The sequence below is a fragment of the Exiguobacterium sp. SH3S3 genome, assembly GCF_004337115.1.
Taxonomy (GTDB): domain Bacteria; phylum Bacillota; class Bacilli; order Exiguobacteriales; family Exiguobacteriaceae; genus Exiguobacterium; species Exiguobacterium aurantiacum_A.
This window is the reverse complement of record NZ_SJUU01000018.1, coordinates 23,652-36,487: the sequence shown is the minus strand read 5'-3', so window position 1 is coordinate 36,487 and position 12,836 is coordinate 23,652. Positions and strand designations below refer to the sequence as shown.

Here is a 12,836-nt window from a genome sequence, read left to right as displayed (position 1 = left end):
TCGGCAGGTCTGGCATCATCGGGATCGCCTCCAGGATGTGTAGTTATAGCCAGTTTAGTCCGAAACGGCAAGGACGTACAGCGTCGCCCCGAGGGCACGCCGACTCCCGGGGGAACAGCGGGCAAGGCGAGACCCAGCAGCGACATCGTCGCGATGCGGCTCGCTGACCGCCCCCAGGAAAGCGGCGTGCCGGACAGGGCGGCTTGAAGGGCAATGAAAGCAGAGGAGCGCCATCCCATCCGGGATGACGCTCCTCTGCTCAAAATTATTTGAAGTTTTTCAGTGCCCTCGCGAGAACGAGTTATCGTTCTTCCGTAAGGGGTTTTGTCATGTCTTCTTCTATCAGATCTTCTTCTATCACGTCTTGTCGCTCCCGCGCCCCGAGCACGCCGTAGTCGAGGACGACGATCAAGATGGCGATTCCGGCGAGCGTCCAAGCGGCGTCGATGGCGAACTCGCCGACGATGAAGCCGAACAAGACGAAGGCGCCGAACGTCAGGTAATAGCCCTTGCGCCAAAGCGACCGGTACTGATTGGCGACGTCACGGTCCCATACGTAGAGGGCGACGTAGCCGACCAAGGCGATGAACAGCGTGGCAAACATCCAATAGAGAAACGACTGTAGCGTCAAGCCGAGCAAATACGCGAATAAAGGTTGATTCATGGAAATCCGCTCCTTCGGTGTATGGTCGTGTATGTCATAGAACTTCCTTCCATTCCATTTTCTACCTAAACACCGAATGCGTCAATACGACTATTCACCAAAAATGATTTTTGGTTCAAAAGCCCTATTCTTGTTTGATCCACATGAAGTCGTACGCCTCGAGCACGACCGCCTCGACCCATTCTCCCGTGAACAAGTTCGTCCCGTCGGCAGCGATGACGACCCGTTCGTCCGACACGTTCGTATAGAGTAGAAGCGTCTCGCCGCCTCCGCTCCGCTCGACCGTGAACACGCGTTTGTCCGTCGCGACGATGCGCTGCTCGGCGTACGGCGAGAAGGCCGGGTGCGTCCGCTTGACGTTCAGCTGGCTCAAGATGCCGGAGAACACTTGCAGGCGGTACGGGTCCGTCTTCAGCTCTTGGACGAGCGCGGCCCGCTCGACCGGCGTCGTCACCCCGAGCAGCGTCCGGTAATCGACGGCCGGGATGCCTTGGAGCGAGAACAAGACGCTATGGGCGGCGAGCAACATGTCGACCGACGGCTCTAGCAAGTTCTTCTCGAACGGGTCCCGCTCCGGGCTCGACAAGAAGTGGAAGTACGTCTTCCCGTCCCCAGGTGCCTCGATGTTGTCGGCCCAGTCCGTCAACCCTTTGACGTTGCCTTGGTCGAAAGCGAGCAGCGCATGGGACGCCAAGTCGAAGTGACAGACGACATCGGCGACGTCAAAATAGGAACCGATCCGGCTCACGTCCCCTTCATAGGCGAGGACGAGCTGGCCGTGTGGTTTATAGTGGTGGAGGATCAATTGCCATAGTTCGAGCACGTGCTTGATCCGCTCCTCGGGCATGCCCCGGAACGATTGGACGTGGACCCGGACTTTCGTCGCCCCTTGCGCGAGCCGTTCGATGAACGCGTCGGTCTCGTCGAGCAAATCGACTTGCAGCTCGTTATAGACGTCCGGCGTCATCTCGTACATGAGATCGAACTCATCGTGGAAGCGCCCGAGGTCCTCGAACAGACGGATGCGCGGGTTGACGGCCGTGTCGGTCGGCTTCACTTGATGCGGGAACAGCGACACGAGATACAAGTCGCTGATCGACGATCGGACGTGGTCTTTCAACAGCGTATGCAGCGCGTCGAGGTCTTGCGTCCCGTCGGTCGTGATGGCGTTCGCGTCGATGGTGAGGACGCTCGTCAGCTCGCTCGGCGCCTCATGGTCGTGCCACGTGTGGCCGGCCCACTTGTCGAACAGACGGCGCCAGTCGTCAGGTGTATGATCGTCTTCGAGTCGGTTGATTATCGGTTCAAGTTTGTCCCAAATCATGTGATCCCTCCTAGTACTGTCTCTATTAACAGTCCCACCGATGTACCCGTTTCAAACGCACGAAAAAAGCCACCCGAGAAGGGCGGCTTCAGTCCATCAAACGTTTCAGTTCGGTCTGGACGCTTGCGAGCGAGTCCGGATCGGGGTTCCAGTAATAAATACCGTCTGACTCTAGCCCGCCCGCCCCTTCGATCCGGAGCGTGCTGGCGTTGCGGAACGCCTGCATGTAGTCCGTCGACAGACCGACGAGATCATTGAACTCGATGTTCGTCTTGGCACGGTTGCCGGCGACGTCCAACAGTTTCGTCACTTTATCGACCGAGAAGTCGGAACGCCCTTTCTCGACGATGGCCGCGACGACGGCGCGTTGCCGCTCTTGGCGGCCGAAGTCCCCGTTCGGGTCGTTGTAACGCATGCGCGTATAAGACAATGCCGACTCACCCGTCAACTCCACTTCACCGACCGGATACGAGTAACCGTCCGACGCGAACGCGAAGTTGTTCGTCACCGTGATGCCGCCGAGTGCGTCGACGACCTCGGTGAACGCCTCCATGTCCGTCTCGACGACGTAGTCGATCGGGATGTCCAAGAGTCCTTCGACCGTATCCATCGCCATCTCGGCCCCACCGAACGCGTAGGCGTGGTTGATCTTGTCACGCATCCCGCGCCCGACGATCTCCGTCTTGGTATCCCGCGGGATGCTGAGCATCGCCCCTTCGTCCGTCTCCGGGTTGAGCGTCATGACGATGATCGAGTCGCTCCGCCCTTGCTCGGTGCCGCGGCGGTCGACGCCGAGAAGGAGGACCGATACGGACCGTTTCTCTTCGATCGTCTGCACTTGTTTGCGTTCTTCAGAGATTTCTAAATTATCGTTCACCCGTGTCACCGTCTCATTGACGTCCCGGTACATCGACCAGACGAACAGTCCGCCGGCGATGAGGAAGACGGTCATGACGCCTACTGTGAGCAACACCCATTTCTTCCATGATGATTTCTTGCGATGTCTCGCCATCAGACCACCTGCTTTCAGTTAACTATAGTATGAATAATTCCCGCTTACCGTGTAGTATTATAGCACGTTGCCAAAAAATGCTAACGATTTCTTTCGGATTTTCATGGGAAATGTGTGCGCTGAGGCCGGCGTCGCATATGATCGGGCCAAGCCGCGTTGATCTCCGCCCCGAGCAGCATCGTCGCCGCCGTCAAGTAGAGCCAGATCTGCAGCAAGATGACGATCCCGATCGTCCCGTACGTGTCGCCGAACATCGAGAACTGGTCGACGTAGATGCTGTAGGCGGTCGACAACAGCTGCCACGAGATGACGGCGAAAGTGGCGCCTGGGAGCGTCTCCGTGAATTTGACGTGTTGCTGGGGCGCGAACTTATAAAACAGCGAGAACGCGAAGATGAGGATGACGGTCGAGACGGTATATCGGGCGAGCGTCGCCAACCGTTCAAACTCCTCGAGCATCGGGAACCACGCGTACACGAGCTCGACGAACTCGCGACCGAAGATGTGGAACACGATCAAGATGACGGCGCCGACGCTGAAGGCGACGAGCGTCAACAGCCCGATGAGCCGACGGACGATGTAGCTGCGCGCCTCGGTCTCGCCGTAGGCGAACACGGTCAGCTTGACGAGCCGGGCCGCCCCGTTCGAGGCCGACCAGACGGCGATGACGGCACCGACCGAGATGAGCCCGGCGTTGATGTCGCCGCTGACGTCATAGACGACCGACAGCATGTCACGCACACTCGCGCCCGGGATCAAAATCTCGATCTGCTCGATCAACAGGGCGTCGTCGATCCCGAGCCACGCCATGACGGCGAACAACAGGACGAACGTCGGGAAGATGGCGAGAAACCAGAAGAAGGCGAGCGTGGCGCTATAGTCGTTGATGTGATGGTCTTTGAAGCGATGGCGGACGTCGATGATGAGACGGAACAGTCGGTCGAGCACACGGGTCACCCCTTTTTCTTTTTATTATCGCACAAATTAAAACGCCCCATCCGCTTTGGATGAGGCGCTGTTGTCATTGTTCCATCAATTCGCCGAGGTACGACTTCACGTCTTCAAGTGAGGCCGCGTCCGGGTTCCAGTAATAGATGCCGTCGTCAGCCTTGCCGCCCGTGCCTTCGAGTCGAAGGACGTCCTGGTTTTTGAAGGCGGCCATATAGTCAGCCGACAGCGTCCGGATGTCTTTGAACGTCATGTTCGTCTTCGCGTTATTGCCTAAGACGTCGAGCATATTGTTGAATTTCGAGATCGAGAAATCGTCTTTCCCTTTGTTGACGAGCGCCGTGATGACGTCACGCTGACGCTCTTGGCGACCGAAGTCGCCACTCGGGTCGTCGTAGCGCATCCGCGTGTACGCGAGCGCCTCGGGGCCCGACAAGTTGATCGTGCCCGGCTCGAACGAATAGTCGCCCGACGTGAAGGCGAACTTGTTCGTCACTTCGACGCCGCCGAGAAGGTCGACCGTGTCTTGGAACCCTTTCATATCGACTTCGGCGACGTAATCGATCGGGATGTCGAGTAAGTTCTCGACCGTCGCGAGCGCCATCTCGGCACCGCCGAACGCATAGGCGTGGTTGATCTTATCGGTCGTGCCTTTACCGACGATCTCCGTCTTCGTGTCGCGCGGTATGCTGAGCATCGCGCTCGCATCCGTATTCGGGTTGAGTGTCATGACGATGATTGAGTCGCTGCGGCCTTGCTCATCGGCACGGCGGTCGACACCAAGCAACAGGACCGATACCGGTTTCTTGTCGTTGATCGTCTGCTTGTTCATCCGTTCCGGGCTGAGCCCGGCCGACTCGTTCAAACGACTGACCGTCGAGTCCACTTGGTTATACAAATAAGCTGCCACCCCGACTCCGATGAGCAGGAACAGTCCGACGACGATCCCCACAATCAACGCGATGCGTTTTGCGGGCGTTTTCTTCCTACGACGTTTCTTGACTCTCTTTTTCTTTTGCTCTTCCATGACATTGCACCTTTCCTCGAACCTGTAGTCAATTTCACATAGGTTTTATTTTAGCATGCACCTTATTATTAATATTTCCATTTTTTATAAAAGAGGTAAATGGTTGCCGATTGTTGTCGAATTATTCACTCGCTTATTTCTATCGGCCGGTTTTGAAAAAAGGTTTAGCTTTTCTAGCATATCTTTTTTAACCCTACCCTGAGCTCCAAAAACCGAAACCGCTACCATTCCGATCACCATGGGCACAAGGTCGCAGCACGCAGTTCTAATTCTGACGAAACGGATCGGGGACATCCTCGATCAGTTATTTTTTTAGGTCCGTTTCCTCATTTCTAAAAAATGTCATAGTACAAACGCATTATATTTTGTAATATTTGTATATATCATCATGTAAATGTAATTGAAATCCAATTATTTTGCGAAGGGGATAGACGGATGCGTTTCGTCGTCACGTGTTTTATCGAGAAAAAAGAGCCATTTTCATTCATTATTTACGGGAGTTCGAGGCACCAGGCCGAACGGACGTTTAACCAGACGCTCCAGTTGGCCAGTCCGCTCAACGACTTCATCGAGGCGAGTGACGGACAGAAGATCCGAATCGGGTCGATCCTCGCCTACCGGATCGATGATATAAATCCTCTCTTTTGAATCCGCTCCATTTCGGGTAACCCTTATAAAGACTAAACCAATCGATTGGGGGAACGAATATGGAACTAGGAATGATTGGACTTGGCAAGATGGGACTCAACCTGGCGCTCAATTTGACGGATGGGGGCCACCGCGTACTCGGTTACGACCCGGGCAACGTGTCGACGAGCCAGTTCGAGACGCTCGATTCGCTCGAAGCGGTCGTGGGCGGGTTGAAAGCGCCGCGTGTCGTCTGGGTGATGGTGCCGGCCGGTGACGTGACCGAGCGTGTATTGAACGATTTGCATGCACTGTTGTCCCCAGGGGATATCGTCATCGACGGCGGCAACTCGAACTATAAGGAGTCGATGCGACGGGCCGAGCACTTCAACGACAAACTGATCTACTTCTTCGACGTCGGGACGAGTGGCGGCATGGAAGGCGCGCGCAACGGCGCCTGCACGATGATCGGCGGCGATATGGAAGCGTTCGGCAAGATCGAGGAGTTGTTCCACGACGTGTCGACGGACAACGGCTACTTGTACGCCGGTCCGAGTGGTAGCGGTCATTTCCTCAAGATGATCCACAACGGCATCGAGTACGGCATGATGCAGGCGATCGCCGAAGGGTTCGAGATCCTCGAGAAGAGCCCGTTCGATTACGACCACGAACAAGTCGCCCGTGTCTGGAATCACGGTTCGGTCGTCCGCTCCTGGTTGATGGAGTTGACCGAGAGCGCGTTCCACAAGGACGCGAAGCTCGACGAGATCAAAGGCGTCATGCATGCGTCGGGTGAAGGCAAGTGGACGGTCGAGACGGCGCTCGAATACGGCGTCCCGGCACCGGTCATCGCCATGTCGCTCATGATGCGGCAACGCTCGCTCGAGGAGGACACGTTCTCCGGCAAGGTCGTCGCTGCGCTAAGAAATGAGTTCGGCGGGCATGCGGTCGAGAAGAAATGAACGACAAAAAGGCAAATCCTTCACGTTTGAGGGATTCGCCTTTTTTTGTGTCTCATTGTCTGTCAGTCTTAATCTCCAGACTGACGTAAGACGTCTTCAATTCAAGTTGATACAACGTCCTGCTGTCCCCGAACGGGCGAACGTTTCCGAACGAGAACTTGCCCGTTTCCAAATATGTCCCTGCCTGCAGACGGATGAGCATCGTCGACGGAATCAGCATCTGTTGACTGTTGATTTCAATCGTGTCCTCAGTATAAGCGACCTCGATGTCTGCTTGTTGATACAGTTCGTACTTTTGATAGGCGTCATACTGGGTGAGCGCCTCAAGGTGCGGATACGTCCGGTCAATCATCTTGAACATGTCTTCAAACGAGTCTTTCATCGTCGCCCAACCCTGTCCTTTCGAGCGCCGTTCATCCAGCACGTCGTCAGGATGGATAAAGTGCGACACGAGTCCAAAGTTCGCGATCGCGTCGACGACAACGAACTGGTCGTCTATCGTTTCATTATATCCGCTCGAAATGCGCGGAAAGTTATATAGATGCTCATAGATTGGATTGGGGCCGAACTCTTGGACGTAACTGCCTTTCGAGGTGTCCCCGCTGTACAGGCTAGCGATGACGAGTCCATTGGGGAATGCTTCGTTCAAGACGGAAAGGCCAGACGCACCGATAATGTTTGATGGGGGAACGTAGCTCCGAATCTCTTCCTTCGGTATATAATAGCTAAACGTTTCGACGACCCGTTCGACGGCGCTCCGCATCTCCTCTCGACTTGCCCACGCCGTGTACCCAAGTTCCGGGTCCATCGTCTCCCCGTTCGTCACTAACGGCTGGTGGTTTAATCCGTGCAGCCCGATCTCCCCGTCCACTTGCATGAGACCACGCCCGTACTCGAACATCGATGCCCGAATCTTTTGAACAAGTTGGTCGACATCCTCTTCACTCGTCGCTTTATAGCTCCCGATCATGAACCCGGTGTAGACCAAATCATGGTCGCGGGCAATCTGTTGCACGTCCTGCCACCAGACGTCTGAGAAGAAATCTTTGATCGACAATCCGTACGCGTCCTCGATGACCGGAATTGAATTATCGGGCACCGGTGCCGGGAAATAATCGTCAGCGCCTGCACCATCAAGCCGCGTGAGTTTTTGTCAGACAAGGAAGTCGTGTTCCAAAACATGACTTCACCGTCACCATATGGCGCCATCCTTGAACTACCCCCACCTACGCTTCGCTTAGAGGTGGAGGATTCCTGAGTCATCCGGTCTAACGACCGGAACCTGATCAGGCTAGCCCCGTCGTCCCGACGGTTGAAGAGGCCAAGATTCGTTCAGCCTCTCGTTTCAAGTTCAGTCCTGCGTTCACATCGCGGTCGTGGTGGATCCCGCAGCCCGGGCATGTCCACTCACGCAGACCAAGATGCTTCACGTCTTTGTGTTGATGGCCACAACTCGAACAGAGCTGGCTCGAGGCAAAGGTCTTGCCGACCTTCACGACGGTCTTCCCGTACCAGTCCGCCTTGTATGCGAGCATGCGGAAGAACTCCGACCAACTGACTTCGGAGATGGACTTGCCCAACTTGCGGTTCTTCTGCATGTTCTTCACCTGCAAGGTCTCGATGCCGATGACGTCGTGGTTTTTGACGATCTCGGTCGATACCTTGTGCAGGAAGTCGGTGCGCTTGTTGGCGATCTTCTCATGGATGCGGGCGACCTTGCGTGTTTGTTTCTGATAGTTTCTCGCCTCGGACAGCTTGATGTTCTTGTCCAGGGCGATGAGCTGACGGCGGGAGAGCTTGCGCTGCTCGCGCGCCAGTCTCTTCTCGAGCGTGCGGAAATAGCGGTCGTTTTGGTACACCGTGCCGTCGGACAGGATGGCGAAGTTCTTGAGTCCGACGTCGACGCCGACGGTTGAGCCGGTCTTCGGCAGTTCGTCGATTTCCTGCTCGACGAGGAGGGAGACGAAGTATTTACCTGAGGCGTTACGTCGGATCGTGGCGTTCAAGATGCGGCCCTCGACCTGCTTCGAGTTGGCGAACCGGACCCACTTCAACTTCGGAAGTTTGAGCTTGTTGCCGACGATCGACACCTCAGGAAGTTGAGACTTGCCTTGGATGTTCGTCTTATAGGATTGGACGGGGTTCCGCTTCGATTTGAACCGTGGCCGTTCGTTCTGCTTCTTGAAGAAGCGGTCATACGCCTCGGCTAGATGTTTGACGCTGGTCTGGACAGATGTGCTATCGACTTCTTTTAGCCAGTCAAACTGTTGCTTCAAGGTAGGAATTTCTTTCGAACAGGAACCGTAGGACAAGCCTTTTCCTGTCGTCTTGTAGGTTTCTTCCCACTTCGCTAAGAAGTGGTTGAAGACGAAACGTGAACAACCGATTGTCTTGGCAATCAGGATTTCCTGCTCCTTTGTCGGATATATTCGGAATTTGTAAGCCTTATGCTTCAACATGATATTCACCCCCTTTGGGTATTTATACCCAATGGATAAACAATTCAGAGTCTAGCGGCAGATCGACATAGCCCGGGAAGAGTTCTCGTTCAAAGATAAGCCCGTTGACCCCGTCCAGAAAGTCCCCGAAATCGCTGACACCGACGAGGTCGGCCCACTTCGCATCAATGAAACGTCCGGCGATATAGAGACGCCCCCCTTGTTCGACGAATTGTTTAATCGTCTCGTACGGCCACTGCTCCGTGTTTTCCCCGCTCAAGACGAGCACGTTATGCGGTGACGGGTCGAGCTCCTCGATTTGTGCAGCCGTGATCGATGTGTATGGGAGTTTGGCGTAGTCGAGCGCGTATTTGAAGTTCGTCAAAATCGCCTCGGACAATTCATCCTCATTTTGATGAATGTAGATATTGATCGGCTCTCCTTCAAGTTCTCTGCTCTCACCCGCTAGCGTCCTGAACTCTCTCGCTTCATGGGCTTTGGTCGGGATCAACCGGTGGCCATAGTCGAGTCTAAGCAACTGGACAAATAGAATTCCGACCAAGAGTAGCGAAAATAAGGCAGCGACATAGCTGATCATTGATTTGTTCACCAGACTGCACCTTCTAACCGTCTAAGAATGAACCGCCTGTCTTCTTGGATGGTGCTTTCCGGCACCATATCTTTCATCTGGTCAAGCAACGGGCGAAGCTCGACCTCTCCCTCGTCTGCGAGCACAAGTTGCCCCGAGCTCAAGGGACAAGGTCGATTTATCCTCACGTTTCGTCCGTGGCATGCATGTCACCGCGCGAGCCGGGTCGTCGATCATGTGATGGCACATCGCTTTTACGAATGTTATGACCGTTCCTTGAATTAGGTGTATACTTTGAGACGCATGATTCGCTCGTTTTCATATTACGGGTATGCTGGCCTGTCGGCTGACACGTTCAGCGCTTCGAATCACAGTCTCGCTACGATCACCCCCCGCTATCATTATATGGAAATAATATACACAAAAAAATATATAATGTGATTTCATTCATATTGGTGCATACATATAAACGATCGCCCGATTCTTCTAATGTCGCGACGTTTTAGGTCTATTTTCCCGTTTTATTGACTCTTCACTCAAACATATTTACTACTCGTCAAATTATGCGTATATTTGTAAACGCTGCTGTTTTTGTAATGATTGGAAATGAAAAATAGGAATGCTTCACCGTTCCTGACTCGATATATTCAGATTAAGGAGGAAACTATGACTCGGTTCAACTGGATCAATCCGCTCAAATCTCGATTGGCTGCCACTGACTTACCGATCGCACTCGCTGACGTCACGAACGACCGCCACTTCATCGAAGGACACCTCGACCCGGTCTTCTTGCTCGACATTCACGGGAACATCGTCGATTCCAACGAGAAGTTGTCGCTCTTGCTCGGCTACACGAAGCGTGAACTGTTCACGCACTTCGCCCGCTTCACGACCGAAGCAGACGCCGAACGGATCCAAACGTATTTCGCAAGCGCCCTGTCAGGAGCTGAAGAGACGTACACATGCATGGCGAAACAGAAGGACGGCCGCATGTTGAAGCTGCAAATCACCAACATCCCTGCCTATGACAACCACTTGATCGTCGGTGTGTACGGGATCGCCCGCGACATCACGCAAGACGACCGCTTAAAGGACGAGGTGGGACGGCTTCGCGACTTATACAAGCACGTTGAGGCGTCCATCTACCGAAAAGATTTACGGACCGGTAAGCTCGAGTTTTATACCGCCGGATTTGAGACGTTGTTCCAGACGGCACCGCAAGCGATGGGTGAGGACCCGACATCTTGCCATCACGTGATCCATCGGAACGACTTAGCCAAAGTCCGGGCCGCCCATGCAAGTGTCGAAGCGGGGCAGGAAACGACCGTCCTCTACCGGACAAACTTCAACGACAGCGTCAAATGGGTCGAGGAACGCCTCATCCCGAAGTTTGACGACGACGGCACGGTCACGGCCGTCATCAGTATCGCCCACGATATCACCCGTCTGAAGACGCAAGAAGAACAGATCTGGCAGCTCGCCATGCACGATTCGCTCACTAGTCTGCCGAACCGGAGCCTGTTTCTCTATGAGCTGGGCGAACGGATGGAGCAGCACGAGCATATCGCGGTCCTGACGATCAGCTTCAACTCGATTCACCGGATCAATCACGACTTCGGCTACGCCGTCGGAGATGACTGGATCGTCGCGGCCACGTCGGCCCTGCTCCATCGTTTGCCGAACGGCAGCTTCGTCGGTCATCTCGGGGGTGACGAATTCATGTTGCTCTTGCCCGATGTCACGGATGAGCCCTCGTTGATCATGAGCTGCCAGTCTTTGCTCAAACTCGGGGAGAAGCATATCCAAGTCGGCCCGTACGAATGGCGACCACCCGTCTCGATCGGGGTCAGCCGCTATCCGCATGACTCGACCGTCGCCGAAGAGCTGCTGCAGTACGCCAACACGGCACTAGGCCGGACGAACTTGCCGGGCATGGACCGGTTCGTCTTTTACGCCTCGAGCTTCAATATCGACTCGTATCGGCGACATCAGCTCGGCAACGATTTGCGTCGCGCCATCGAAGAAGACGAACTCTTCCTTGAATTCCAACCGAAAGTCGACGCCTGGTCGGGCCGGATCGTCGGGGCCGAGGCGCTCGTCCGCTGGCAACATCCCGAATGGGGACGGATTCCGCCGAACGACTTCATCCCGTTGTCTGAAGAGAGCGACCTCCACATCCAACTCGCCGATTGGGTGCTCCATCATACGTGCGCCCATCTCCGCGACTGGCAGGACAAAGACCTCCCCGTCGTCCCGGTGTCGATCAACGTGTCACCGAAACGACTGTTGCATGGGCACTATGCCGAGACGGTCACACGGGCGCTCCGCCGCTATACGCTCACGCCGTCGCTGCTCGAGATTGAGATACTAGAGACCGATGTCTTGAGCGATAATCGGAAGATTCACGACACGCTCGAACAGCTCGACGCCGCCAATATCCGTGTCGCCCTCGACGACTTCGGGACCGGCTACTCGTCGTTATCTTATTTGCAGCAGTACCCGATCAAGACGATCAAGATCGATCAACAGTTCGCCGCTGACTTGCATGAGAACAAGAAGTCACAGGCGATTGTGCGGACGATCCTGTTCATGGCCGAGGAGTTTGCGATGGACGTCGTCATCGAAGGCGTCGAGACGCTCGAACAACTCGATGTCGTCCGACGCCTCAACTGCCGCATCGTCCAGGGCTACTTGTTCAGCCGTCCGCTCTGCGCCGAGCAGTTCGAACAGGCGCTCGAGGACCGCTTCCTAGCGACGACGGAGACGGTCGGCCCAGCCGTCACGCGACAAGCGTTCTCGCTCGAGGCGAGCGTGACGATCCACAAGTTCCACGACCGGGAGCTGTCGATCGGCTCGACCCCGATCCTCGTGACGAAGATCGGGCTGCAAGGGCTGTATTTTCACGCCCGGGTCCGCTTGCCGGTCAGTGAGGCCATCGAATTGAAGATCTTCTTGCCGCAAATCGGTGACAAGACAGAGCTTCTCGTCCGACTCGTCCGTGTGACCGAGCTCGAAAGCGGTCTGTTCGAATACGAGGCGAGCTATCTCGATACGAGTGAATCGCACCGCATCATGATGACGCTTCAACAAAAAACGCAAGTCCCGAAAAGCCCTTTGTGATCAGTCGAGAGCACTGAACAACCTCCGTTTTGTCCGAGCATCCTTTTTCCTTGCCCGTATCCTGTTTTGGACAGGCTACACGTAGCTAGACTTTAAAAAGAAAACGGGGTAGTGTCATCCCACGCG

General features: G+C 55.0%; 12 protein-coding genes. 3 read left to right on the top strand and 9 right to left on the bottom strand.

The features are described from left to right. Nucleotides 1-301 precede the first annotated feature (301 nt). The 5 genes from EVJ28_RS13340 to EVJ28_RS13320 all read right to left on the bottom strand — a co-directional run bounded on the left by EVJ28_RS13340 (nt 302) and on the right by EVJ28_RS13320 (nt 4,899). Nucleotides 302-664, bottom strand: a complete 363-nt coding sequence (locus EVJ28_RS13340; RefSeq protein ID WP_131489271.1) for a hypothetical protein — start codon at nt 662-664, stop codon at nt 302-304. Nucleotides 665-788: 124 nt separating this feature from the next. Then, nucleotides 789-1,988: an alpha-amylase family protein gene (locus EVJ28_RS13335; RefSeq protein ID WP_131489269.1), complete on the bottom strand. Its 1,200-nt coding sequence runs from the start codon at nt 1,986-1,988 to the stop codon at nt 789-791. 88 nt (nt 1,989-2,076) lie between these two features. Continuing rightward, a complete protein-coding gene (locus tag EVJ28_RS13330; RefSeq protein WP_131489267.1) occupies nt 2,077-3,000 on the bottom strand; it encodes an LCP family glycopolymer transferase in 924 nt (307 codons plus the stop codon). Nucleotides 3,001-3,101: 101 nt separating this feature from the next. Further along, the gene (locus EVJ28_RS13325) at nt 3,102-3,947 is read right to left on the bottom strand and encodes a YihY/virulence factor BrkB family protein (RefSeq protein ID WP_131489265.1); all 846 of its coding nucleotides are present in this window, start codon (nt 3,945-3,947) and stop codon (nt 3,102-3,104) included. Nucleotides 3,948-4,020: 73 nt separating this feature from the next. Beyond that, entirely contained in the window at nt 4,021-4,899 is an 879-nt protein-coding gene (locus EVJ28_RS13320) for an LCP family glycopolymer transferase (RefSeq protein ID WP_236634172.1), read from the bottom strand. A 510-nt stretch (nt 4,900-5,409) separates the two neighbouring features. On the opposite strand from EVJ28_RS13320, the gene EVJ28_RS13315 reads away from it, so the two are divergent. After that, nucleotides 5,410-5,622, top strand: a complete 213-nt coding sequence (locus EVJ28_RS13315) for a hypothetical protein (RefSeq protein ID WP_131469540.1) — start codon at nt 5,410-5,412, stop codon at nt 5,620-5,622. Between the two features lie 59 nt (nt 5,623-5,681). Beyond that, a complete protein-coding gene (gnd, locus tag EVJ28_RS13310) occupies nt 5,682-6,563 on the top strand; it encodes a phosphogluconate dehydrogenase (NAD(+)-dependent, decarboxylating) (protein ID WP_131489261.1) in 882 nt (293 codons plus the stop codon). A 52-nt stretch (nt 6,564-6,615) separates the two neighbouring features. Here the strand turns inward: gnd and EVJ28_RS13305 are convergent, their stop codons facing one another. The 4 genes from EVJ28_RS13305 to EVJ28_RS14360 form a co-directional block, all read right to left on the bottom strand. Further along, nucleotides 6,616-7,662 (bottom strand): DUF2194 domain-containing protein, encoded by a 1,047-nt coding sequence (locus EVJ28_RS13305; protein WP_236634171.1) that lies wholly within the window; start codon nt 7,660-7,662, stop codon nt 6,616-6,618. A gap of 187 nt (nt 7,663-7,849) precedes the next feature. Further along, nucleotides 7,850-9,022, bottom strand: coding sequence for an IS200/IS605 family element RNA-guided endonuclease TnpB (tnpB, locus tag EVJ28_RS13300; protein ID WP_131489259.1), 1,173 nt, complete (start codon nt 9,020-9,022; stop codon nt 7,850-7,852). A 22-nt stretch (nt 9,023-9,044) separates the two neighbouring features. After that, on the bottom strand, nt 9,045-9,611 hold the full coding sequence (locus EVJ28_RS13295) for a hypothetical protein (RefSeq protein WP_201738422.1): 567 nt from the start codon (nt 9,609-9,611) through the stop codon (nt 9,045-9,047). Next, nucleotides 9,608-9,736 carry a hypothetical protein gene (locus EVJ28_RS14360; protein WP_255417585.1) on the bottom strand — a complete coding sequence of 43 codons (129 nt, stop codon included), beginning with the start codon at nt 9,734-9,736 and terminating at the stop codon, nt 9,608-9,610. The genes EVJ28_RS13295 and EVJ28_RS14360 overlap by 4 nt, the downstream gene beginning before the upstream one ends. A gap of 520 nt (nt 9,737-10,256) precedes the next feature. On the opposite strand from EVJ28_RS14360, the gene EVJ28_RS13290 reads away from it, so the two are divergent. After that, nucleotides 10,257-12,710, top strand: a complete 2,454-nt coding sequence (locus EVJ28_RS13290; protein ID WP_161566989.1) for a sensor domain-containing protein — start codon at nt 10,257-10,259, stop codon at nt 12,708-12,710. Nucleotides 12,711-12,836 lie beyond the last annotated feature (126 nt).